We start from the raw sequence: 22,707 nt of genomic DNA, 5'->3' as shown, positions 1-22,707 counted from the left end.
TCACATCTTCTCACCGGGCAGTGCCGCGGCCTGTTTGACCCAGTCGGCGAACGCCGCTTCGTCGACCTTCTCATCCTCATGGATATGGAAATAGCGCGTGTCGCCGCTTTTCGACGCCACCGGCGGCACCGGATCGAGCAAGCGGCCGCGAAAGAAGGCGACCTTGATGTAACGGTCGAAGCAATGGATGCTCAGGAACCAGTGCGTCGGCTCCTCACCCTGCCCCGGCGCGCCATAGAGCGGCGAGTTCCACTTGACCGCCTTTGCGACCCCCGGAACCGTCTTTTCGATCAGTCTGTCGAGCCGCGCCCAGGCGGCCGACTTCCACCCCGGCATCGCCGCGATATAAGCCTGCACCGGCGCGTCGCCATAGCCTTTGGCGATCTGCGGATTGCCGCCCGACAGCAGCACGACTTTCTTCCCGGTCACTCCGCCCTCAGCGTTCGTCGCGATAGAAGGGCCGGTCGCCCGCGATTGTCACTCGCTCCATCCGCCGCACCGCGGGGAAATAGTCCGACGCCGCATAATGCTGCGCGGCGCGATTGTCCCAGAAGACGATCGACCCCGCGCGCCAGCGGAAACGGCACTGGATTTCGGGAACCGCGGCCTGCGCATAGAGATGCGCGAGCAGCCACTCGCTCTCCTTTGCCGACAATCCCTCGATATGGCTCGTGAAAGCGGTGTTGACGTAAAGCGCCTGTTCGCCCGTCTCGGGATGGGTGCGCACCACGGGGTGGAGCTGCGGCGGATATTGTTCGTGCAGTTCGTGCGCACTCTTGCCCAGCCTTTTGGCAAAGACCCGCGCGATGTCATGCACGGCGCTCAGCGAGCGGCACCAATCCTGCATCGCGGGCGACAGGCCGCGGAACGCCGCCGCCATGTCGGCGAACAGCGTGTCGCCGCCTTCCTCGGGCACCTCGATCGCGCGCAGGATCGATCCCAGCGAGGGTTCGGCGCGCCAAGTGACATCCGAATGCCAGAAATTCTCGCGCCCCCGCGAATCGGGCCCGTGCGCGATGTGCAGCACCTCGCGGTTCGGCTGATCCTGCGGCGTCGCGGGATGGATTTCGAGCGGGCCGAAGCGCCGCGCAAAGGCGATATGCTGTTCGGGCGTGATGAACTGGTCGCGAAAGAAGACGACCTTGTAGGCCAGCAGCGCGGCGCGGATTTCGGCGATCGTCGCGTCATCCTGTTCGCAGGCGAGGTCGATGCCCGAGATTTCTGCGCCGATACCGGGCGTCAACGGCGCGACCTTCAGCCGCTCGAAAACCCGCTGCGACGTTGCGAGGGTCATGGCTTTCCGCTCCTGCTATTATGTTGTCGAAGCATGAGAAAGCCACAGCGCCGGCGAGTCAAGCCACGGTGCGACTATCCGGCAATCTCCGCCGTCGCCGCGCGCTCGATTGCCGGGCGCCAGTGGCGCTGCACCGGCAGCAGAAAGATTTCGGACAAGGCGCGCTCGATCTCGTCGGCGGTCAGGTAGCGGCGGTCGGATCGCCCGTCGATCAGCCGCGTCGTCAGCCGGTTGTCGCGCAGCCCATAGCGCGCCTCGGCCGTCGTCCGCGCCGCGATCAGCTGATGGCGGAAATGCGAATCGGGATGCGCCGAGGTGTACCAGTTGCCGAGTTCGTAATCGATCGCCGGCGGCGGGACATTCTCGATCCGGTAGAGCGTCCGCCACCCGCCCTCGATCAGCGCGGCGACTTGCCATTCATCGCCTTGCCGGACGACGCGATAGCTTTCGTGCCGCGTCGGCTGCGGATCCTCGCGATCCATCGCCAGCGGCTGCGGCGGCACCGCGGCGCCGAAGCCGACGTCGGCCAGCCACGGCCGCCCGTCGATCGTCACGCGCACGACCATATGCGAGCGGGGCGTCGGCGGGGCATCGTCGGGCAGCATCCAGCGCACGCGCCCGATCAGCCCCTCGGCCGCGAAGCCGATCGCCTGCAGGACGCGGAGGAACAGGCCGTTCTGCTCGAAACAATATCCGCCGCGCCGCTGGCCGACCAGCTTCGCGTCGATCGCGGCGGCGCCAATATCGATTCCGGCGCCGGTCAGCGCGTCGATCGCCTCGAACGGGATCGCCGCGATATGCGCGGCCTGGAGCGCGGCGAGCACCTCCCACGTCGGCGCCACCGGGCCGCTATAGCCGATGCGCGCGAAATAGCGCGGCAGGAACGCGTCGGCCGGATCAGAAGCCGGCATATCGGAATCGGCCGGATCGGAGGGGGCAGGGGGGTAGTGCAACATCGACAGACGCTCCGTTCGCTAATCATCTGCGTGCCTTATGAAAGCTCAACCATGGTTGAGATCAAGCGCGAATATCGCCGGCAGGACGGCGCAATCGAATTGAACAGGTCCGACGACGATTGACCGGGCGCGCCCTGGCGGGAATGATGGGCGAATGAAGACCTCCCTTTTCCGGGCAACGATGCTCGCCCTGGCCCTGTCCGCCAGCGCGGCGGCCGAGGCGCCGCAAAGCGACATCGCCGACCTCACCGCCTTCGCCGACGCCTTCGACGCGGCGCAGATCGCGCAGGATCGCGCCGCGCTCGATCGCATGGTCGCCGACGACCTCGTCTTCATCGACGGAAGCGGCAAGCGTTATGGCAAGGCTTTCTTCATCGAGGGCTGGACCGGGCCCGACGATGATTATGACCCGGTGACGCTGAAGGACCGGGCCGTCCTGCCGCTCGGCAGGGACACGGGCCTTGCGAGCGCCGAGACGATCCTGTCGGGCCGCGCGGCGGGCAAGCCCTTCCGCGTCCGCATCCGCTTCACCGACATTTTCCGGCGTCATGGCGATAGCTGGCAGGCGAGCTACATCCACGTCACCCGGATGCCGATCGACGACGAATAGCGGAAGGATTCGACTCCAGCGGCCAGTGAGAACATAATGGGAACATTGATCCGATTCGGAGGAATGGATGATGAGCCCAATGTTCCGCTATTTCCTTGGCTTTCAGCTCGCCGCCGATCGCGCAGGCTGGCTTGCGCGTCAATTGCCGCCCGTTTCGGGCGATCTCTTCGCGGGGCTGAAGCCGCAAAATTATCACCTCACTCTCTGCACGATCGACGAGACGTCGGTGCCCCACCCCTTCCTGCGGCAACGCGTCGCCAGCGCATTCGAAAGCGGCGTGCCCGCCGCCGCTTCGATTCCCTTTGGCCGGATCGTCAGCCGGGATGCCGGCGCCGAACTGGTCACGGTCGGGAGCACCGCGGCTATTCGCCAGCTTTACGACGACCTTGTCGCACGGCTCGCACCATATGGAATCGCGCCCTGGTATCGCCAGTCGGGACTCCGCCCGCACATCACGCTCGGCTATGGCAGACATGCGTTCGATCCGGTTCCGGTCGCGTGGAACTGGACGCCGCGCGAGCTCGTCCTGATCGAAAGCCATGTCGGCCACAGCCGCCACCGCGTCCTCCAGCGCTGGCAGCTGCCCGCGCCCGCGCAGGGCGCCTTCGACTTCATGGACGACGCACTGCCGCCGCCGCTGCGTTACGCGGCTTAGCTTTCGAGCTTGTGCTCGAGCGTGATCTCGCAGTCGAGCAGCTTCGACACCGGGCAATTCTTCTCGGCTTCTTCGGCGATCTTCGCGAATTCGTCGGCAGCGATCCCCGGCACCTTGCCGGTCAGCGTCAGCGCCGATTTGGTGATCGTGAAGCCGCCGTCCTGCTGTTCGAGCGTCACCGCGGCGCTCGTCTCGAGGGTGTCGCCATTATAGCCCGCGCGCGCGAGCCCGAACGACAGCGCCATGGTGAAACAGGCGGCGTGCGCCGCGGCGATCAATTCCTCGGGATTGGTTCCGGGCTGGCCTTCGAAGCGCGTGCCGAAGCCATAAGGCTGCTTGTCGAGCACCCCCGATTTGGTCGTGATCGATCCTTTGCCCTCCTTGCCGAAACCTTCGTAGCGGGCCGATGCGCGGTTGACGGTCATGCGATATCTCCTGGGTTCGATCGGGGGTCGATCATGCGTGCGAAACGGAAATGGCGTCCGGGACTCGGGCGTCCTCAGGCGGCGAGCAGCTTAGGCCCCGCACCCACCCGCTTCCATGCTTTTTCGTGAAAGAAGAAGGCGACGGCATTGATGCACGGCTCGATGATCGCGATCCCGCCCGCGAGCGCGGCCGATCCGGTCATCACATAAGCGACGCTGAACCCGATCGTCAGGTGGATGGTGAGATAGGTGAACGTCTTGATCAGGTCGGCGGGCATGGCCGGTCTCCAGCAGCGGTGAACCGGGCCAAATTAAGAATGATTCGCAACAAGCGCCAGCGAGTGCTTTCGCTCAGTCTGATCGATTTTCCCGCGACACGCCTGCGCGGTCGAGTTCGGGGCCCAGCCGCCCGCCGAGCCACATCGCCCACATCCTGAAGTCGGCGGCGAGGCTCCACAGTGGATAGCTGAAGGTCGCGGGGCGATTCTTCTCGACCCCGAAATGCGCGATCCAGGCGAAGAAATAGCCCGCGACCGGCAGCGCGGCGAGCCAGCCCCAACGGCCGCTGACCACCGTCGCGACCGCGATCAGCACGACGAGGCTCGTCCCGACATAGTGCAGCGCGCGTGTCGACGCCTTGCTGTGCTCGCGCAGGTAAAAGGGCCAGAATTCGGCGAAACTGGTGTAGAGCCGCGGCATGATCGAAGGATGCTGCGGCGCGCGCGCGGCGTCAAGGCGGACGCTCGTGTTGGACCGCTTCGGTCGTCGGCTTTGGGGTGGGTTGACGACGTTTAGGACTTGAGGTGGTTTCCCCTCCCGCCTGCGGGAGGGGAGAAGAACGGCAGCAATCGGTCGGTTTCCGCCGCTCGGCGTTACCAAATGAAAAGGGCCGCGGATCGCTCCGCGGCCCCATCCATTTCGCCTGACGGCTCCGATCAGAGATCAGAAGACGCGGGCATATTGTTCGTTGCCGACGAAGCCGAGCTTGCCGACGCCGCTGCGCTTGATCACCGCCATGACATTGTCGACGACGATATAGCGCGCATAGGGGTCGGGCTGGACCTGCAGTTCGGGTTCGACCGGCAGCGCCTTGGTCTGTTCCAGATATTGCGCCAGCTGCGCGAGGTCGACCGGCGTTCCGTTCCAGGTGATCGTCCCCGCGGGGTCGATCATCACCTTGTTCTTCTCGGGGTCGACATTGCTCTGGCTATCGGTCGGGACCGGCAGATCGATCTTCACCGCGTGGGTCTGGACCGGGATGGTGATGATGAACATGATGAGGAGCACGAGCATGACGTCGATGAGCGGCGTCGTGTTCATGTCCATCATCGGTTCGTTTTCGTCCCGATCTCCAACTGCCATGGACATGCGATTATTCCTTCATAATTGAGCGGACCGCCTTAGAGACGGCCCACCGTGCCCGAGCCAGGAGCCGGTTCGGAAATGAACCCGATCTTCTGGAAGCCGGCATATTGCATCGTGTAGATCACACCGCCGATGCACTGGTACGGCGTGTTCACGTCGCCGCGGATATGCACTTCGGGGAAGTTCTCTTCGGTGATGTTCTGCGGCCCGCCGATATCTTCGAGCAGCTTTTCGAGCTTGGCCTGCCCGCGTTCGAGCAACTGCCGCGAATCGACCGGGGTCTGGCCCCAATAGACTTCGCACGCCGTGCTCTCGGCATTGGGCTCGCCATCGCCGTCGGTGTCGGCCGAGCGGATCGACAGCAGCACATTTTCGGGCTTCGTCGTCGTCGGCTCGAAGACCACGTCGGGCAGCTTGAGGTTCACCGTCTCCAAAACCACGGGAACCGTGATGAGGAAGATGATGAGCAACACAAGCATGATGTCCACGAGCGGGGTCGTGTTGATTTCGGACATCGGGGCGTCTTCGCCCTTGTCGCCTACACTCATCGCCATAGGATTAGCATCCTGTCACAAAATTACTGTCATGGACCCTTGGGTCGTCGCGCCACCGGCGCCGCGCCCGGTCCAGCGGACCCCGCCCTGCGCCGCGCGGCGACAAGGCGGGGATCCAGGAACCAATCAGGCCTTCTTCGGCGCCGCCGCCGGAGCAGCGACCTTCGCCGGAGTGAGCGACGCCGGCTTCACCTGGCCGTTCGACATGATCGAACCGAGAACGTCGTTCGAGAAGGTCGACAGGCGGCGGGCGATCGCCTTGTTGCGGCTCTGCAGCCAGTTGAACGCGAGCACCGCGGGAACCGCGACGATCAGACCGATGGCGGTCATGATGAGCGCTTCACCGACCGGACCGGCGACGGTGTCGATCGAGGCCTGGCCCGACGCGCCGATCTTCACGAGCGCACGGAGAATACCGATAACGGTACCGAACAGACCGACGAACGGCGCGGTCGAACCCACCGTCGCGAGGAAGGCGAGGCCCGAGTTCAGCTTCGAGTTGATGTGGTTCTGCGAACGCTCGAGCGTGCCGTGCATCCAGTCGTGGGCTTCGACGGGGTCGGTCAGCTTGTTATGCTCTTCGTTGGCGCGCAGACCGTCTTCGACGACCTGGCGATAGGCGCTGTTCTTTTCGAGCTTCGCCGCGCCGTCGGCGAGCGTCGGAGCGCGCCAGAAATTGGCGTCGACCGCCTTGCCCTGGCCGATCACCTTGTTCTGCTCGAACAGCTTGGTGAACAGGATGTAGAGCGTGCCGACGAACATGATCAGCAGGACGAGGAAGGTGACCTGCGACACGATGCCGCCTTCGCACAGCGCGGGGACGAGGCCGTAAGGGTTCGTGCCCTCTTCCTTCACGCACATCGATGCGGGCATCAGGCTCATGCCTGCGTCGTGAGCGGCAGCCGGCGCCGCAGCGGCGGCATTTGCGATCAGATTAAACATATAGGAAATTCCCTCTCAAAATATTCAAAATCGAAAACAGCTGGTCCGGCGCCGATCAGCGCGGAATCTGCCAACGGATACGGTTGCTGTAGGTGCCGCCTGTCGGATTGCCCGCACGGTCCTTGCCCGGGTTGAACCGGCCACGGCGCGTGATGAGCTTGCAGGTTTCGGCATCCAGGTCTGCGTGCCCGCTCGACGAGGTGACGTCGCACGAAGTCACGCGTCCCTCGACATTATAGGTCACGCGGAAACCCGTCGTGCCCTCGCGTTCTTCACGCATGGCGCGCGCCGGATAGTCGTCGTTCGTCGCCCAGCGGCCCGGATTGCCACGCGGCGAACCGGCCTGGCTGAGATCGGGCGCCGGCGGCGGCGGGGCCGGCGGCGTGAAGACGGGCGGCGGCGGAGTCGGGGGCGCCTTCGGCACCGACTGGACCGTATTGGTCGTCACCGGCGGCGGAATCGGCGACGGCGGCGTCACGACCGGCGGCGGCGGCGGCAGCTTGTTGTCCGGCGGCGGCGGCGGCGGCGGTTCCTCCGGCGGCGGCGGCTCTTCGACGTCCACCACATCCAATTTTTCGGCGATCTTCTTGACGATGCTGATATTCAAGCCGTTGACTAGGCCATAGCCCAGCACTGCCGTAAACAGACCAACCAAGACAATCGCCACTACCCTGTTTTTAGGGTCGACATTATCACCATAAGCCATTCAGGGACGACGCTCCTTGCTAGATCATCCTGACACCAATTCCCAACCCTCGGGACGGTTGCCAAATGCCCGGATGATTTCCGATGCGTTTTCACAGACCCGACGGCACTGCACCCGGCTTATTATGTTTTCGCCGGACGCTTCGCGGCCCGTCCTATCGCGGTGGCGAGACATTCGCAAACCCTTTATCAGCGGTTAATGTGCCTTGTCCCATGATGGGGATTCAGGCGCCGATACCGGTGTCACAGACGATGGAAAGTAGATCGACCATGCGCCTCCCTCACCCGGCCGCTATCGCCGGCATTTTGACCTTGAGCTTTGGAATCCCAAGCGTTTCCGCAATGCAGGCGCCCGCGGACGCCACGGCGGCCAGCCCCTACACCTACGCCGACATCGCCGATCTGGCGACGGCGGCGCCGATCGTGCTGCACGCGCGGATCCACCGGGCGACCGACCTGAAACCCGAGCGAGCGCCCGGAGTCGCCGCGGGCCATGTCCGATTCTATGTCGAAGCCGACGTCGTCAGCCTGATTCGCGGCAGCGGCCCGCTCGCGGCGCGAATCTCCTATCTCGTCGATCTGCCGCTCGATGCGCGGGGCAAACCGCCGAAGCTGAAGAAGAAGCAGCCCGTCCTGCTCTTTGCCCGTCCCGTCGCGGGCACGGCCGCGGGCACGAACAACACGGGCAGCGTCCGCCTGATCGCCCCCGACGCGCAGCTGCCGTGGGATCCGGCGACCGAAGCGCAGTTGCGCGCGATCCTGACCGAGCTGGTCAAGCCCGGCGCGCCGCCCGCGATCACCGGCATCGCCAACGGCTTCCACGTCCCGGGCACGCTGCCCGGCGAAGGGGAGACGCAATTATTCCTGAACACCTCGACCGGCGACCCGGTGTCGCTCACCGTGCTCACCGCCGCCGACGGGTCGCGGCGCTGGGCAGCGGCGTTCGGCGAGATCGTCGATGGGTCCGCGGCGGTGCCCGCGCGCGACACGCTCGCCTGGTACCGCCTCGCCTGCGGCCTGCCGCGCCAGCTGCCGCTGAACAAGCTCGCGGGAACCCCGCCCGAAGACCGGCGCAAGGCGGCGTCGGACTATGGCGTCATCCTCGGCGCGCTCGGCGAATGCACGCGGACGCGCAAGCCGCCGGTCGATTGATAGAACTTCTTCGCCTGACGGCGAAGGCGGCACCGGCCCGCTCCCCCTCCCGGCCTCCCATAGGCTACTATCGTGAGGGAGGCCGGGAGGGGGAGTGGGCCGGTGCCGCACGTTTTCGCATCGCGGCAACAGAAAAGCTTCCTTGTCTCGCGCGCAAAAGCCGATAGGGCGCTCGCGATGACGGGGCGCGGCCCCGTAGCCTTATGGAGTCCCGCATGTCGCCCTATTCCGCCCCGACCGCCCCCCGCCCGCCGCTGCGCGTCGCGCTCGCGGGGATCGGCGTCGTCGGCGGCGGGGTCGTGCGGCTGCTCGAGGCGAACCGCGAGCTGATCGCGCGGCGCGCGGGGCGGCCGATCGAGATCGTCGCGGTGTCGGCGCGCGACCGGCACAAGGACCGCGGCGTCGACCTGTCCTCCTATCGCTGGGAAGACGATATGGACGCGATCGTCGCCGCCGACGATGTCGATGTCGTCGTCGAGATGATCGGCGGTGCCGACGGCATGGCGCTGACGCTCGCGCGCCACGCGCTCGGCGCGGGCAAGGCGCTCGTCACCGCCAACAAGGCGATGATCGCGCATCACGGGCTCGACCTCGCGCGGCTCGCCGAAGAAAGGGACACGCCGCTCAAATATGAGGCCGCGGTCGCGGGCGGGATTCCCGTCATCAAGGCGATCCGCGAGGGCGCGTCGGCGAACGAGATCGCGCGCGTCTATGGCATCCTCAACGGCACCTGCAATTACATCCTGACGCGCATGGAGCGCGACGGCGCGAGCTTCGCCGACGCGCTCGCCGCCGCACAGGCGGAAGGCTTTGCCGAGGCCGATCCGAGCTTCGACGTCGATGGCGTGGACGCGGCGCACAAATTGTCGATCCTCGCCGCGCTCTGCTTCGGGACGCGGCTCGACATCGGCGCGGTGACCGCCGACGGCATACGCGGGCTGATCGCCGCCGACATTCGCGAAGCCGGCCTGAGCGCAGTCGTCTGACACCGAGGCCGCCAGCACGCCGACATTCGCGAAGCCGAAGCCCTCGGCCACCGCGTCCGTCTGATCGGCATGGCCGAACGCGACGGCGCCGGCAAAGGCGGCGGCCTCTATCAGCATGTCCAGCCGTGCCTCGTCCCCGCCGACCATCCGCTCGCCTATGTCCCCGGCGCGCTCAACGCCGTGGTCGCCGAGGGCAATTTCGTCGGCCGCCTCTTCTTCGAAGGCGCGGGCGCGGGCGCGGGACCGACCGCATCGGCGATCGTCGCCGACATCATCGACATCGCGCGCGACGAATATGGCCCCGCCTTCGCGATGCCCGTCGACGCGCTCGACGCGGCGCCCGCCGCCGACGCCGGCGCGCGCGTCGGCAAACATTATGTCCGCCTGATCGTCGAGGACCGCATCGGCGTCCTCGCCGAGATCGCGACGGCGATGCGCGACGCCGGCGTCTCGATCGAAAGCCTGATCCAGCGCGGCAGCGAGGATGGCGACGGCGTCGTCATCGTGCTCGTCACCCACGAAGGGCCCGCGCGCGCGATTCACGCCGCGCTCGCTGTCCTCGGCGCGTCGGACCACGTCGTCGGCACGCCGATGCACATGCCGATACTGGCGCTCTGACTCGCCCCTGACCGAGGGGATCAAGGCTCGGGCGTCTCCGGCACCGCAGGCTCACCCGTTTCGGGATCGGTGCGCTCCTTCGCCATTTCATAGAGCGCATTATATTCGGGGCCGGGCGCATAGCGGCCGCCGATCGACACCCAATTATAGGGCAGCTTGTCGAGGCTCATCGCCCGCGCCTCGGCACGCGGCAGCTTGGGCGGCGCCTCGCGGCCCACCCCGGCGATCGCCCGCAGTTCGGGGGTCAGGCGGTGGCGTTCGGTGTCGGTGCCGCACACATTGATCGATCCGTCCTCGGCGGGTTTGCAGCGCCGGATCGGATCGACCATCTCCTTTGCCCGGGCGGCGGCGGTTTCGGCGTCGCGCGGCGGCGGCGGCGCGGGCGGCCCCTGCACCTGCGCGGCGGCGGGCGGCATCGCGGTCATCAGGACGACACAGCTCATGGCGAAAGCGGCTCCGAATCGGGCGAAGCGTTCTCGACAAGTGGCGCGGGCGACCATATGGCGCCCACCATGCCGACGCGGCGCAGCAAGTAAAGACGGAGAGTGCGAAAGATGACGGATAGCGGCAGCAACCTCGACCGGGTGCTCGTGCTCGAAATGGTGCGCGTCACCGAAGCCGCGGCGATCGCCGCCGCGAAGCTGATCGGCCGCGGCGACGAAAAGGCAGCCGACGCCGCCGCGGTCGAAGCGATGCGCACCGCGTTCAACACCCTCTATATGGACGGCACGATCGTCATCGGCGAGGGCGAGCGCGACGAAGCGCCGATGCTCTATATCGGCGAGAAGGTCGGCAATGCGCCGGGCAAGGGCCCCAAGATCGACATCGCGGTCGACCCGCTCGAGGGCACGACGATCACCGCCAAGGCGGGGCCGAACGCGCTCGCGGTGCTCGCGATCGCCGAGGAAGGCTGCCTGCTCAACGCCCCCGACGTCTATATGGACAAGCTCGCGGTCGGCGCCGGCTATTCGCCCGACATCGTCGGTTTCGACAAGAGCGTGCGCGAGAATGTCGAGGCGGTGGCGCGCGAAAAGGGCTGCAAGCCCGAACAGATCATCGTCTGCGTGCTCGACCGTCCGCGTCACGAGGCGATCATCGCCGAACTGCGCGCGATCGGCTGCGGCGTCGCGCTGATCCCCGACGGCGACGTCGCGGGCGTGATCGCGACGACCAATCCCGAAACCAATATCGACATCTATATGGGGTCGGGCGGCGCGCCCGAGGGCGTGCTCGCCGCCGCCGCGCTGCGCTGCGTCGGCGGCCAGTTCAAGGGCCGCCTGCTCTTCCGCAACGACGACGAACGCAAGCGCGCGAAGAAGTGGGGCATCGAGGATCTCGACCGCGTCTACGACCTCGAGGATCTCGCCAAGGGCGACGTGATCTTCGCCGCGACGGGGGTCACCGACGGATCGCTGCTGCGCGGCGTCAAGCGCCGCCGCGACGGCGTGATGACGACCGAAACGGTGGTGATGCGCGCCTCGTCGGGCACCGTGCGCTGGGTCAAGGGCGAGCATCGGTCGCATTGAGGATGGATTGAAAGCGGCCGAAACTAGCCGTCGCCCCCGCGAAGGCGGGGGCCGCTGTCGGTTTACGCGGGCACCGCTGATTAAGGCCGCTGGCGGCCCCCGCCTTCGCGGGGGCGACGGTTATAGGCAACGTCCGCTCTCCACCCCAACGCCGCCATCCGCTCAAAACCGCTCGCCCATCCCCTTCAGCAATCCCCGCCAAAACTCCCCCAGCCGCCGCTGAAAAAGCAGCAGCTCGAACCCGTGCCGCGCGACGTGGCTTTGCGGGATCGCGTCCCAGCCGCGATGCTCGACGATCACGCGCGTTTCGCCGCCGACGGCCTCGAACCGGACATCGACTTCGGTCGTCTGATCGTCGCGGAAACTCGGCAAGCGCCAGGCGAACGCCAGCCGTTCGCCCGGCAGCCAGTAGCGCACCGCGCCGATCTCCCACTCCGTGCCGTCGTCGAAGCGCGTGACGAGCCGCCCGCCCGGCCCCGCGGGATCGAAGCGCAGCACGCCGTCGCCCCCGCGCGAAAGCTGGAACAGCGGATGGCTCCGCCACCAAATTCCGATGTCGCGTGTAAAGGCGGCGAACGCCGCCCCAGGAGTCGCCGCAACGCGCAGCGCGACGATCACCGCCGCGCTCATTCGCCGCCCTCGACATGACGCTTGAAATTCGCCAGCTGGTGCGACCACAATGCCTCGGTCTCGGCGAGCCATTGCTTGAGCTCGGCGGTCGCGCCGTCCTTCAGTCGATAGATGCGCACGCGTGCGTCGAACGCCGGATGCCCGTCCTCGACCAGCCCGCCTTCCTTCAAGCTTCGCAGGTGCCGGCTCATCGCGGGCGGCGCGAGGCCGAGCGCGCCCGCCAGCTCGCCGGCGCTGCGCGGCCGCTCGCCCAGCAGCGCGATCGCGCGCCGCCGCACCGGGTCGGCGAGCGCGCCGAGCATCCGGTCGAGCGCGGCGCTCAATCGTCGAGCCGCGTCTTGGTCGTGAAGCCGCCCTCGGCATCCCATTCCTCGGCGGTCTTTTCCTCGACCGTCACGCCGAAGGTCCAGATATGCCCCTCGGGGTCCCTGGCGCGGTAGGTGCGGTCGCCGTAGAATTGGGTTTCGGGCGCCGCGACGATGTCCGCCCCGGCGGCGCGCGCGCGTTCGCAATGCGCGTCGATGTCTTCGCCGCGGCCCAGCTGGACATGCACCGTCTGCGTGTTCTTGCCGCCGAGGTTCGCGGGACTGCGATGGTCGTCCGACCATTCATTGCCGATCATGATCGACGAATTGCCATATTCCATCTCGCTGTGCGCGAGATTGCCGTCGGCGTCGAGCAGCACGAAGGCGGGCTCGAACCCGAACGCCTCCTCGAGCCAGCGGAACGCCGCCTTCGCATCCTTGTAGCAGACGGCGCTCGCAAGCCCCTTGGGTCGTGGATGATCGGCCATGTCCTGTCTCCCGAGTCGCTATTTGATTTCGCAATCATAAAATATTTTCTATAAATTGAAAATACTCGCCGATGGGCATCAAGATGATAAAGCAGCGTCATGACCGACGACCTTCGCACCCATATCGACGAAGCGATGACACTGGCCGCTGCGCAGCTCGGAAAAGGGCGCGTCGCCGGCTATATCCCCGCACTGGCGAAGGTCGATCCGGACAAGCTCGGTTTCGCGCTCGCCCTCCCCGACGGCACCATCCACGCGGCGGGCGACGCCGACGAGCCCTTCTCGATCCAGTCGGTATCGAAGGTCTTCACCCTCGCATTGGCCCTCCGCCGCGTCGGCAGTTCGCTGTGGGACAGCGTCGGCCGCGAACCCTCGGGATCAGCGTTCAACTCGGTCGTCCAGCTCGAAAGCGAGCAGGGCATCCCGCGCAACCCGCTGATCAACGCGGGCGCGCTCGCGACGACGGACCGGCTGATCGACGGGCGCAGCGGCGATGCGACCGTTGATGAGATCGTCGATTTCATGCGCGCCCGCGCGGGCGATGACGGCGTCGGAATCGACTTCGACGTCGCCTTTTCCGAATCCGAAACCGGCGCGCGCAACCGCAGCCTCGCGCATTTCATGGACGCCTTCGGCAATCTGACGCACCCGGTCGAAACCGTCGTCGGCGTCTATTTCCGCCAATGCGCGATCGCCATGTCGTGCCGCCAGCTCGCGCGCGCCGGGCTGTTCCTCGCGATGGAGGGGCGCGACCCGCTGACCGGCGAGCAATTGATCGAAGCACACCGCGCGCGGCGGATCAACGCGATCATGATGCTGTGCGGCCACTATGACAATTCGGGCGAATTCGCCTTCCGTGTCGGCCTGCCGGGCAAGAGCGGGGTCGGCGGCGGCATCCTCTGCATCGCGCCGGGGCAGGGCTCGATCGCGGTCTGGTCGCCCGCGCTGGGCGAGGCGGGAACGTCGCTCGCGGGCGCGGCGGCGCTCGAACATTTCGCCTATGCGGCGGGCTGGTCGGTTTTCGATTAGCGGCAGCTTTGCGGTGGTGAACGGACGTTGCGGCCTTATGAAAAGCCCCTCCCCTGAAGGGGAGGGGCTTTCTCCCCTATGTCCGCAACCAGTCGAAACCCGGCAGCGACGCCATTATCTCAGTCGTCGGCGAGCAGCGCCAGCTTCACGCGCGCGGTGCCGCTGCGGTGCATGCCGATCTCGCGCGCCGCCGCCTGGCTGATGTCGATCACGCGGCCGTGGGCGAAGGGACCGCGGTCGTTGATGCGGACGATCACGCTGTCGCCGTTCGACATGTTGGTGACGCGCACCATGCTGCCGAAGGGCAGGGTGCGGTGCGCGGCGGTCAGCTGGCCGGGGTCGAAGCGTTCGCCGTTCGCGGTGCGGTTGCCGGCGAGTTCATTGCCATAATAGCTCGCCATGCCCCCGTCGATTTCGGTTTCCATGTCGGCGATGGGGACCGCGCTTGCCGCGACGGCGGGTATGGCAGCGGCATCGCTATCCTGCGCGGCGGCCGATGCGACGAGCATCAGCGGCAATACCATGGTTGCAAGAGCCCGCATGGCACCTCTCCCTCTTTGGTGGAGGCGCCAAAAGCAGCAGCGGCCCGCCGAAACAAGCCGCCGCGCGTTCAATCGAACCTAAATTGCGATCAGACGTCGAGATTCGCCACCGACAAGGCGTTGGTCTGAATGAAATCGCGCCGCGGCTCGACCTCGTCGCCCATCAGCCGCTCGAAGATTTCGTGCGCGACATCGGCCTGTTCGGCCTCGACACGCAGCAGCGAGCGGTTGGCGGGATCGAGCGTGGTTTCCCAGAGCTGTTCGGCATTCATTTCGCCCAGCCCCTTGTAGCGGCTGATCGCGAGCCCCTTGCGGCTGTGCGCGAAGATCGCGTCGAGCAGTTCGGACGGGCGCGTCACGGGGTTGGCCTTGGCGCCCGTTGCCGCTGCGGGCGCCTCGCCCTCTTCCCCATCGGCAATCTCGGTTTCGACTTCGGCCGCGGCGCCGGTCGCCTTCACCAATCGTCCCGGGCGGGCATAGGTGTCGGCCTGTTCGGCGGCGAGCTTGTGCATCCGGCGCGCTTCCTGGCTGGCAAGAAAACCCGCGTCGATCGCATGATGGTCGCTGACCCCGCGCCAGCGGCGTTCGAGCGTATAGCCGCCGCCCTCGACCGCTTCGACGGTCCAGATGGCCTCGGCCCCGCCGGTCAGCGCCCGCTCGGCCGCGTTGAGCCAGGCCGCGGCGGTCGCCGCGGCGCTGTGGCGGCCCGCGGTGTCGAGATCGGGGTCGAGCGCGCCGGTCAGCGCGAGCGCCTCGACGAGCCCGTGGTTGAGGGTGCGCGGCACGTAGCGCATCAGCGCGCGCAGCCGCCGACCATGGTCGATCAGCGAGCGCAGATCGGCGCCCGAACGCGCGCCGCCCGCCGTTTCGAGCAGCAGCGCATCGATCCCCGCATCGACAAGGTAATTTTCGAGCGCAGTGTCGTCCTTGAGATAGACTTCGCTCCGCCCCTTCGCGACTTTATACAGCGGCGGCTGGGCGATGTAGAGATGACCGTTCTCGATGATCTCGGGCATCTGGCGATAGAAGAAGGTGAGCAAAAGCGTGCGGATATGCGCGCCGTCGACGTCGGCGTCGGTCATGATCACGATCTTGTGATAGCGCAATTTTTCGACATTGAACTCGTCGCGGATGCCCGTGCCGAGCGCCTGGATCAGCGTGCCCACTTCCTTCGACGAAATGATGCGGTCGAAACGCGCGCGCTCGACGTTCAAAATCTTGCCCTTCAAGGGCAGGATCGCCTGCACATGCCGGTCGCGGCCCTGCTTCGCCGATCCGCCCGCCGAATCACCCTCGACGAGGAAAAGTTCGCATTTCGAAGGATCGCGTTCCTGACAGTCGGCAAGCTTGCCGGGGAGCGAGGCGATGTCCATCGCGCCCTTGCGCCGCGTCAGCTCGCGCGCCTTTTTCGCGGCTTCGCGCGCCGCGGCGGCGTCGATCACCTTCTGGATCACCGCCTTCGCGTGCGCCGGATTCTCCTCGAGCCATTCGGTCATCCGGTCGGCCATCAGGCTTTCGAGCGGCTGGCGGACCTCGGACGACACGAGCTTGTCCTTGGTCTGCGATGAGAATTTGGGATCGGGCAGCTTGACCGAGACGATCGCGGTCAGCCCTTCGCGCATGTCGTCGCCGGTCAGCGAGACCTTTTCCTTCTTCAGCATCCCCGACTTTTCGCCATAACCGTTCAAGGTGCGCGTCAGCGCGGCGCGGAAGGCCGCGAGGTGGGTGCCGCCGTCGCGCTGCGGGATATTGTTCGTGAAGCAGAGGACATTTTCATAATAGCTGTCGTTCCACTCGAGCGCGACGTCGATGCCGATGCCGTCGCGCTCGCTGCTGATCGCGATCGGATCGGGAAGCAGCGCATTCTTGTTGCGGTCGAGATATCTGACGAACGCCGCGATCCCGCCTTCGTAGAAAAGGTCGTGCGTCTCATGCTCGGCATGGCGCGCGTCGACGAGCTTGATGCGGACGCCCGAGTTGAGGAAGGCGAGCTCGCGATAGCGATGCTCGAGCTTCTCGAAATCATATTCGGTGACATTCTTGAACGTCTCGGTCGAAGCCATGAAGGTCACGCGCGTGCCCTTCTTGCCCGCGGGTGCGGGGCCATTGACTTTGAGCGGCGCGACCGAATCGCCATGTTCGAAGCGCATCCAATGTTCTTCGCCGTCGCGCCAGATCGTGAGTTCGAGCCATTCCGAAAGCGCGTTGACCACCGAGACGCCGACGCCGTGCAGGCCGCCCGACACCTTGTACGCATTGTCGTCGCTCGTATTCTCGAACTTCCCGCCCGCGTGGAGCTGGGTCATGATGACCTCGGCCGCCGAAATGCCTTCCTCGGCGTGGATGCCGGTCGGGATGCCGCGGCCATTGTCCTCGACGCTCACCGACCCGTCGCTGTTGAGCGTGATCAGGACGAGGTCGCAATGCCCCGCGAGCGCCTCGTCGATCGCATTGTCCGAAACTTCAAACACCATGTGATGCAGGCCCGACCCGTCGTCGGTATCGCCGATATACATGCCCGGACGCTTGCGCACTGCGTCGAGGCCCTTGAGGACCTTGATCGAATCGGCGCCATAGGCATTTGCGTTGGGCTGTTTGGAGGCGCTTTCGGGCGCGCTGTTTTCGGGCGTGTCTGTCATATCGATTATATAGGGTCGAAGGGCGCAAAACCCAAGCGAAAATGCGGCTCTCGGGGGTAGGGCGACGAACGTTGCGCGCCCGCGCCGCGGCGGCTAGTTTCATTCCCATGAAACACCCTGTCGCTCCGTCCTTCGCCGCCCTGTTCATCGCCGCGCTCGCCGCGTGCAGCCAGCCCGCGCCGCCCGCCGACAACGCCCCTGCCGTTGCCGGCGAACCGCTCGCGACGCGCGCGGTGATGATCGGCACCGAGGGGCCGAGCCTGCCCGCCTGTTCGAGCATCAGCCGCGTCAAGGCGGGCGGCACCGACGTCTATTGGGCGCCGAACGAAACGCGCGCGGTCAAGGCGAGGCTCGCGGGCGGCGCGAATGTGTCGCTGTGCGAGGCGGCCGAGAATGACGCCTGGTTCGGCGTGGTCTTCGCCGCGCCGGGCACCGACCCCGACATGTGCGGGGTCGGCAAATCGGTCCAGAACGCCCGCGAATATCAGGGTCCGTGCCGCTGGGGCTGGATCAAGGGCGGGACGGTGCAACTGGGCGGGTAGCCGCGCCACCAATAGGACCGGTTTCGACCGGGAGCGGACCTATGTTTCATCGTCACCCCGGACTTGATCCGGGGTCCATTCACGCAGCGTGGAAAGAATGGATCCCGGATCAAGTCCGGAATGACGAGGGGCTGAAACCGACCGATACCAGCCGTCGCCCACCTTTTACTTCGTCATCCCCGCGAAAGCGGGGACCCAGAGCATGCGTAGGCTGACCCCAGACTGGGTTCCCGCTTTCGCGGGAATGACGAAAATAGGGAAGGGCCTCTTCCCACCCCAAAGCCGACGTCCCATTACCCCCGGCAATCCTCGATCACCCGCCCGATTTCGGACTGCACCGGCAGCGTCAGCGCACCGCCGCCCGGAGTCTCCAGCGCGAAGCGGCCGCGGCTGAAGGCGATGCGGTCGAGCCGCGGGTCGCGGCTCGGCAGGTTCGCGCTGCCGCCATCGAAGCGGATCTGGTCGGTCCCGGCGCTGGTGCGCAGGCTGATGTTGCCCGAAAGCGCCGAAGTCATGCGGATACCGCCGCCGCTGCACGCCATCGTCAGCAGCGGGTTCGCGCTGCCCGTCGGCACGAACGCGGCGGTGCGGCTCGCGGCGTCATAACGCCACGCGCCGCGATCGATCGCGCGATCCTCCCATCCGGCCGTCGGGGTCGGCAGCGGCGCCGGACTCGGGGCAGGCGCAACCGGTTGCGGCGCGGGGGGCGGCGCTTCGGGCGTCGGGATCGCGGCGCAGCCCGCGACGGCCAGCATCAGCGTCCCTGCCGCCGCATAGCGAAACCCGGACATTTTCATCGCTTAAAACCCCTGCCAATCAATCACTTCATCCAGCGGCGCGCGCGGCACCGGCCACTGGTTCACCGCCGCATCGGTGTCGGCATAGCCGATCGCGAGCCCGGTGAACAAAATCTGCCCGTCGTCCAGCCCGAGCGCGTGCCGAACGGTCGCGCCATACATCGCCCAGCATTCCTGCGGGCAGCTCGCGAGACCGTGCTCGACGAGCAGCAGCATCACCGATTGCAGCCACATGCCCATGTCCGCCCATTGCGGAGGCCCCATGATGCGCGAACAATGGAGGAAAAGCATCACCGGTGCGCCGAAACCCCGGTAATTGTCCATGAACCGAGCGAGCCGCCCAGCCTTGTCCTCGCGCGGGATGCCGAGCGACGCATAGAGCGCCTCGCCGACCCCGAAGCGGCGTTCGGTCCAGGGTGCGGTCAGCGCCGGGGGGTAGATGTCATATTCGGGCTCGTGCCCCGCGCGCCCCATCGCGATCCGCGCGGCGACAGCGTCTTTCATCGCCTGCCACGGTTCGCCGGTCAGTAGCGTCGCCTGCCACGGCTGGAGATTGCCGCCCGACGGCGCGCGCTGCGCCGCGGCGAAAATCTCCTTGAGCAGCGCCGGATCGACCGGCTGGCCGGTAAAAGCGCGCACCGAACGGCGCTTGTGGAGAGCTTCGGTCACGCTGGTATCAATCGCTGGCATATTTATCCTCTCGCCGCTTGCCGAACAGCAATTTGCGTTCGAGCCGAGCTTTCAACTGGCGGTAGTAGGAAAGCAGGAAGACGTCATCCTCTTCGGCGACCGGCCGCCCGATCTTGGCGCGGATCGCATCGGCGACCTCGCGCATCGCGCGCGGATCGCGGCCGCGAAGCACGCGCTCGAGTTCCTGCAGCTCGAAAATGCCGTAGACGGCGAGCTCGGCGTCGGTGAAGGCCATCGCATCCCCCGCCGCATCGACCGCGGCGATGTCGGCGTCGAGCTTGGCGCGCCGCGCCATCACCACCCAAGTCCCCGCGATCAGGTCGCCCATCCGCATCCGGTCGCGGTTGAACAGCAGGAAGAGGCTGAGCGTCAGCGCCCAGAGGATGCCGGCGAGCATGATCCACCCCGACACCATATCCTCCGACGCGCCGACGCCGAGCATCATCAGCGGCAGGAAGATTTCGAGCTCGCGGATCAGATTGCGCGCAACCACCGCGTCGGCGGTCAGGCGGCCGCCGTCGCGTGCAACGACGCGGATGCCCATCAGGCGCTTGCCCGGCGTCGCGGCGCGCGAGCCGAGTTCGAAGCCGATGAACCAGAAGGTGCGCAGCATGAAGGCGCCCAGCATCCACACGACGACGGTAATGTCCGATTGCGATGCGAACCCCATCCACAGCATGAACAGCGAAAAGAGAAGCAGCGCGAGCAGGATCAGCACCACATCGACGAGCAGCGCGCCGAAACGCAGCCCCGCGCTCGCGATCCTGAGTTCGAGATCGACGCCCTCGGGCGTCACGAACTGGCGGATCTTCTTCGTTTTCGCGGCGCGCTGTTTCGCGTTGGCGGCAGCGGTCATGTCACATCCTCGCGGCGCGGGATGTAATAATAGGCCAGCCAGAAGAGCAGTAGCAGCGTGCCGATCGCATAACGCAGCATCGTGTCGGTGATAAGCTGGCGCCCGAAGCCTTCGAGCAGCCCGGCGGCGAACAGCATCAGTATGACGCCGACCATCACCTTGCCCGCGGTGCGCCCCGCCTCCGACGCCGCCTGCAACCGCCCGCGCGCGCCGGGAAAGACGACCGCAGTGCCGATACGAAGGCCCGCGGCGCCCGACAATGCGGCGGCGAACAGCTCGGTGGTGCCATGGATGAACAGCCAGCCGCCGAAATCGAAGCCGAGCCCCTTGGCCGAAAAGACCGCCATCATCGCGCCGAGCCCGATCCCCTGATAATATTCGAGCATCAGCGTCGGTACGCCGAAAGCGAAGCCGAGCGCGAAGGAGAGGATCGACACGCGGCTATTGTGCGTGAACAAATAGGTCGCGAAGACGTGCAGCCCGCTTTCGCCTTTCTCCGCCGCCGCTTTGCCATGGCCGAGCGTCGTCTGGAGATATTCGGCCGAAGCGCGCGGATCGCGGCCGCCCGCCATCTCCTCGGGGACGAAGTTGAAATACCATTCGGGGTTGCTCGCGACGAGCGAATAGCTGGTCAGCGCACCGAGCAGGATGACGAGCGCGACGATCAGCGTCTCCTTCCATACCGACCGCACCGCCGCGGGCCAGTCGTAGAGGAAGAAGCGGCGGAGCCGGCTCCAGCGGCTCTCGCGCACGCCATAGACGAGGAAATAGCCGCGGATCGACAAGGCTTCGAGATGATCGAGCAGCGCCTTGTCGAGGCTCGTCGCGCGCGCGATCGACAGCGACGACAGCGTCGCGCGATAGAGGATCGGGAGCTGGAGCAGCTCGTCGCTGGTCAGCGCCTTCGCGCCCTTCTTCTCGAGCTTCGTCAGCAGAAGGTCGAAGGCGATCCAGTCGGCTTCGCGTTCGGCGCGGAAGCGGCTCGTCGAGAAGCTCGGCGCGTCGATGCTCCTTGCGGGGGCGGCGGGCGGGATCACAGGCTGCCCTGCCTCTTGATGCCGAGATAGGCCTCGACCGCGCTCGCGCCCATCGCGTCGGCGGGCACTTCGATGACGTCGGCGCCGAGGCGCTGGAGCCGCGCGATCACCAGCTGGCGGTCCAGCAGCATCGCCGCGGCGACGTTCGATCGCGTGACGTCGGCGCCGGTCTCGGGCCGCCGCCGCTCCTCGCTCTCGACCTCCTCGTCGCGGATCACGACGAACAGCAGGCGGTGCTTCTGCGCGAGCCTGCCTGCGGCCCGGATCATCAGGTCGGCGCTCGTCGCGTCGGTGAATTCGGTGAACAATATGATCAGCGAGCGGCGGTTGAGCTGCGCGCTGAGCGTCGTCAGCGCGAGGGTGAAATTGCTCTCGACATGGGCATAGTCGATCAGGCTCGCGGCGCGCTGTAACGCCGGGAAATCCTGCGTGTGCATATAGGCAGGGGTCAGCGCCTGCGGCTTGGCGGCGAAGGAGAAGAAGCTGACGCGGTCGTTGAGCTTCAGCCCGACATAGGCGAGCAGCAGCGCTGCCGACACCGCGCGGTCGACGCGCGGCATGCCGCCGACCGGCTCGGCCATCGTCCGCCCGCTGTCGATCGCGAGGACGACGCGATTGTCGCGCTCGACGCGATATTCCTTGGCGAGCAATTTGACGTGGCGCGCCGAGGCATTCCAGTCGATCGCGCGCCGGTCCATCCCCGGCTGATATTCGGCAAGCGCCTCAAACTCGGCGCCTTCGCCGCGAAAACGCTGCTGGCGAAGGCCGAACCAGCTGTTGCGTTGAAAGAGGCGGCTGCCCTCGTCGGTGACCGCGCGCAGGCTCGGCACGACGCTGATCGCGCCGTCGATCGCGAATTTGCGCTGTTTCCACACGAGCCCGAGCGGCCCCGCCCAGCGGATCCACAGTGAATCGACGCGCGCCTGCCCGCGCCGCGAGGCCGTGAGCGCGAGCGTGCGGACGAGGGCATCGCCCGTGCCCGCGCGCCGCATATCGCCGGCCAGCCGCCCGCCTTCGGCAAGCCTTTCGTCGAGCGCGAGCGCGAGTTCGGCGTGCGGCGGCACGCCGCGGCCGCTCGCAGTGAGCGACAGGTCGAACGGATCGCCGACGCCGACCTGATGCGGGAAGCGGGCATCGAGCGTCAGATGGCGGGGATTCGCACCCGCAATGCTATCGAGGATCAGGCAGGCGATGATCACCCCGATCCAGCCGGGCGCGACCAGCCACAGTTCGGGCCGCACCAGCCCGAGCGCGAGCGCGACCGGCGCGCCCGCAAGCAGCAGATAGATCGCCCGGCGGGTGGGGTAGATCATGTCAATCCGCCCCCGTTCCATCCGTCATTGCGAGCGTAGCGAAGCAATCCA

General features: G+C 66.5%; 27 protein-coding genes and 1 pseudogene. 7 read left to right on the top strand and 21 right to left on the bottom strand.

Features of this window, described 5'->3' with window-relative positions:
- The 3 genes from QZL87_RS18520 to QZL87_RS18510 form a co-directional block, all read right to left on the bottom strand.
- On the bottom strand, positions 1–429 hold the full coding sequence (locus tag QZL87_RS18520) for a DUF1801 domain-containing protein (protein WP_295321999.1): 429 nt from the start codon (positions 427–429) through the stop codon (positions 1–3).
- 7 nt (positions 430–436) lie between these two features.
- Entirely contained in the window at positions 437–1,294 is an 858-nt protein-coding gene (locus QZL87_RS18515) for a TauD/TfdA family dioxygenase (RefSeq protein WP_295321996.1), read from the bottom strand.
- Between the two features lie 74 nt (positions 1,295–1,368).
- Entirely contained in the window at positions 1,369–2,205 is an 837-nt protein-coding gene (locus tag QZL87_RS18510) for an arylamine N-acetyltransferase (RefSeq protein ID WP_295321993.1), read from the bottom strand.
- Positions 2,206–2,404: 199 nt separating this feature from the next.
- Here QZL87_RS18510 and QZL87_RS18505 point away from each other — a divergent pair, with 199 nt between their 5' ends.
- Positions 2,405–2,860, top strand: coding sequence for a nuclear transport factor 2 family protein (locus QZL87_RS18505; protein WP_295321991.1), 456 nt, complete (start codon positions 2,405–2,407; stop codon positions 2,858–2,860).
- A gap of 70 nt (positions 2,861–2,930) precedes the next feature.
- A complete protein-coding gene (locus QZL87_RS18500; RefSeq protein WP_295321989.1) occupies positions 2,931–3,515 on the top strand; it encodes a hypothetical protein in 585 nt (194 codons plus the stop codon).
- Here the strand turns inward: QZL87_RS18500 and QZL87_RS18495 are convergent.
- The 7 genes from QZL87_RS18495 to QZL87_RS18465 all read right to left on the bottom strand — a co-directional run bounded on the left by QZL87_RS18495 (position 3,512) and on the right by QZL87_RS18465 (position 7,507).
- Positions 3,512–3,940, bottom strand: coding sequence for an OsmC family protein (locus tag QZL87_RS18495; protein ID WP_295321986.1), 429 nt, complete (start codon positions 3,938–3,940; stop codon positions 3,512–3,514). The two genes, QZL87_RS18500 and QZL87_RS18495, sit on opposite strands and share 4 nt — an antisense overlap.
- 74 nt (positions 3,941–4,014) lie before the next feature.
- Positions 4,015–4,218, bottom strand: coding sequence for a DUF2061 domain-containing protein (locus tag QZL87_RS18490; RefSeq protein WP_295321984.1), 204 nt, complete (start codon positions 4,216–4,218; stop codon positions 4,015–4,017).
- A gap of 73 nt (positions 4,219–4,291) precedes the next feature.
- A complete protein-coding gene (locus QZL87_RS18485) occupies positions 4,292–4,639 on the bottom strand; it encodes a DUF962 domain-containing protein (RefSeq protein ID WP_295321981.1) in 348 nt (115 codons plus the stop codon).
- Between the two features lie 243 nt (positions 4,640–4,882).
- Positions 4,883–5,308 (bottom strand): biopolymer transporter ExbD, encoded by a 426-nt coding sequence (locus QZL87_RS18480; RefSeq protein ID WP_037555438.1) that lies wholly within the window; start codon positions 5,306–5,308, stop codon positions 4,883–4,885.
- Between the two features lie 32 nt (positions 5,309–5,340).
- Complete coding sequence (locus QZL87_RS18475; protein WP_295321979.1) at positions 5,341–5,859, bottom strand: biopolymer transporter ExbD; 519 nt, start codon at positions 5,857–5,859, stop codon at positions 5,341–5,343.
- Positions 5,860–5,985: 126 nt separating this feature from the next.
- Positions 5,986–6,741: a MotA/TolQ/ExbB proton channel family protein gene (locus QZL87_RS18470; RefSeq protein ID WP_295327042.1), complete on the bottom strand. Its 756-nt coding sequence runs from the start codon at positions 6,739–6,741 to the stop codon at positions 5,986–5,988.
- A gap of 115 nt (positions 6,742–6,856) precedes the next feature.
- Positions 6,857–7,507 carry an energy transducer TonB gene (locus QZL87_RS18465; RefSeq protein ID WP_295321976.1) on the bottom strand — a complete coding sequence of 217 codons (651 nt, stop codon included), beginning with the start codon at positions 7,505–7,507 and terminating at the stop codon, positions 6,857–6,859.
- A gap of 341 nt (positions 7,508–7,848) precedes the next feature.
- Between QZL87_RS18465 and QZL87_RS18460 the strand changes: the two genes are divergently transcribed.
- On the top strand, positions 7,849–8,658 hold the full coding sequence (locus QZL87_RS18460; RefSeq protein ID WP_295321974.1) for a hypothetical protein: 810 nt from the start codon (positions 7,849–7,851) through the stop codon (positions 8,656–8,658).
- A 215-nt stretch (positions 8,659–8,873) separates the two neighbouring features.
- Positions 8,874–10,262: pseudogene (locus QZL87_RS18455) on the top strand (homoserine dehydrogenase).
- A gap of 20 nt (positions 10,263–10,282) precedes the next feature.
- Here QZL87_RS18455 and QZL87_RS18450 read toward each other — a convergent pair.
- On the bottom strand, positions 10,283–10,705 hold the full coding sequence (locus tag QZL87_RS18450; protein ID WP_295321970.1) for a hypothetical protein: 423 nt from the start codon (positions 10,703–10,705) through the stop codon (positions 10,283–10,285).
- A gap of 111 nt (positions 10,706–10,816) precedes the next feature.
- Between QZL87_RS18450 and glpX the strand changes: the two genes are divergently transcribed.
- Complete coding sequence (glpX, locus tag QZL87_RS18445; protein ID WP_295321968.1) at positions 10,817–11,788, top strand: class II fructose-bisphosphatase; 972 nt, start codon at positions 10,817–10,819, stop codon at positions 11,786–11,788.
- Positions 11,789–11,950: 162 nt separating this feature from the next.
- Here the strand turns inward: glpX and QZL87_RS18440 are convergent, their stop codons facing one another.
- Genes QZL87_RS18440 through QZL87_RS18430 form a run of 3 tightly spaced genes read right to left on the bottom strand, consistent with a single transcriptional unit; the run spans position 11,951 to position 13,211 of the window.
- Positions 11,951–12,418: an SRPBCC domain-containing protein gene (locus QZL87_RS18440; protein ID WP_295321965.1), complete on the bottom strand. Its 468-nt coding sequence runs from the start codon at positions 12,416–12,418 to the stop codon at positions 11,951–11,953.
- On the bottom strand, positions 12,415–12,741 hold the full coding sequence (locus QZL87_RS18435) for a metalloregulator ArsR/SmtB family transcription factor (RefSeq protein ID WP_295321963.1): 327 nt from the start codon (positions 12,739–12,741) through the stop codon (positions 12,415–12,417). The genes QZL87_RS18440 and QZL87_RS18435 overlap by 4 nt, the downstream gene beginning before the upstream one ends.
- Positions 12,738–13,211 carry a VOC family protein gene (locus QZL87_RS18430; protein WP_295321960.1) on the bottom strand — a complete coding sequence of 158 codons (474 nt, stop codon included), beginning with the start codon at positions 13,209–13,211 and terminating at the stop codon, positions 12,738–12,740. The genes QZL87_RS18435 and QZL87_RS18430 overlap by 4 nt, the downstream gene beginning before the upstream one ends.
- A 135-nt stretch (positions 13,212–13,346) precedes the next feature.
- Between QZL87_RS18430 and QZL87_RS18425 the strand changes: the two genes are divergently transcribed.
- Positions 13,347–14,240 carry a glutaminase gene (locus QZL87_RS18425; RefSeq protein ID WP_295327040.1) on the top strand — a complete coding sequence of 298 codons (894 nt, stop codon included), beginning with the start codon at positions 13,347–13,349 and terminating at the stop codon, positions 14,238–14,240.
- A gap of 119 nt (positions 14,241–14,359) precedes the next feature.
- Here the strand turns inward: QZL87_RS18425 and QZL87_RS18420 are convergent, their stop codons facing one another.
- Both QZL87_RS18420 and gyrB read right to left on the bottom strand, forming a co-directional pair.
- Positions 14,360–14,782, bottom strand: coding sequence for a septal ring lytic transglycosylase RlpA family protein (locus QZL87_RS18420; protein ID WP_295321957.1), 423 nt, complete (start codon positions 14,780–14,782; stop codon positions 14,360–14,362).
- A gap of 89 nt (positions 14,783–14,871) precedes the next feature.
- On the bottom strand, positions 14,872–17,421 hold the full coding sequence (gene gyrB, locus QZL87_RS18415; RefSeq protein WP_295321955.1) for a DNA topoisomerase (ATP-hydrolyzing) subunit B: 2,550 nt from the start codon (positions 17,419–17,421) through the stop codon (positions 14,872–14,874).
- A 107-nt stretch (positions 17,422–17,528) separates the two neighbouring features.
- Here gyrB and QZL87_RS18410 point away from each other — a divergent pair, with 107 nt between their 5' ends.
- The gene (locus tag QZL87_RS18410) at positions 17,529–17,963 is read left to right on the top strand and encodes a hypothetical protein (RefSeq protein ID WP_295321952.1); all 435 of its coding nucleotides are present in this window, start codon (positions 17,529–17,531) and stop codon (positions 17,961–17,963) included.
- 293 nt (positions 17,964–18,256) lie between these two features.
- On the opposite strand, the gene QZL87_RS18405 is transcribed toward QZL87_RS18410, so the two are convergent.
- From QZL87_RS18405 to QZL87_RS18385, 5 genes are read right to left on the bottom strand one after another with little or no spacing between them, the layout of a single operon-like run.
- A complete protein-coding gene (locus tag QZL87_RS18405) occupies positions 18,257–18,760 on the bottom strand; it encodes a hypothetical protein (RefSeq protein ID WP_295321950.1) in 504 nt (167 codons plus the stop codon).
- A gap of 3 nt (positions 18,761–18,763) precedes the next feature.
- On the bottom strand, positions 18,764–19,429 hold the full coding sequence (locus QZL87_RS18400) for a nitroreductase (RefSeq protein ID WP_362988018.1): 666 nt from the start codon (positions 19,427–19,429) through the stop codon (positions 18,764–18,766).
- Positions 19,430–19,436: 7 nt separating this feature from the next.
- Positions 19,437–20,306 (bottom strand): RDD family protein, encoded by an 870-nt coding sequence (locus QZL87_RS18395; RefSeq protein ID WP_295321945.1) that lies wholly within the window; start codon positions 20,304–20,306, stop codon positions 19,437–19,439.
- Complete coding sequence (locus QZL87_RS18390) at positions 20,303–21,343, bottom strand: stage II sporulation protein M (RefSeq protein WP_295321942.1); 1,041 nt, start codon at positions 21,341–21,343, stop codon at positions 20,303–20,305. The genes QZL87_RS18395 and QZL87_RS18390 overlap by 4 nt, the downstream gene beginning before the upstream one ends.
- The gene (locus QZL87_RS18385; RefSeq protein ID WP_295321939.1) at positions 21,340–22,656 is read right to left on the bottom strand and encodes a DUF58 domain-containing protein; all 1,317 of its coding nucleotides are present in this window, start codon (positions 22,654–22,656) and stop codon (positions 21,340–21,342) included. The genes QZL87_RS18390 and QZL87_RS18385 overlap by 4 nt, the downstream gene beginning before the upstream one ends.
- Between the last annotated feature and the right edge of the window lie 51 nt (positions 22,657–22,707).

The organism is uncultured Sphingopyxis sp., assembly GCF_900078365.1.
GTDB lineage: Bacteria > Pseudomonadota > Alphaproteobacteria > Sphingomonadales > Sphingomonadaceae > Sphingopyxis.
This window is presented reverse-complemented; position numbering and strand designations above follow the sequence as displayed.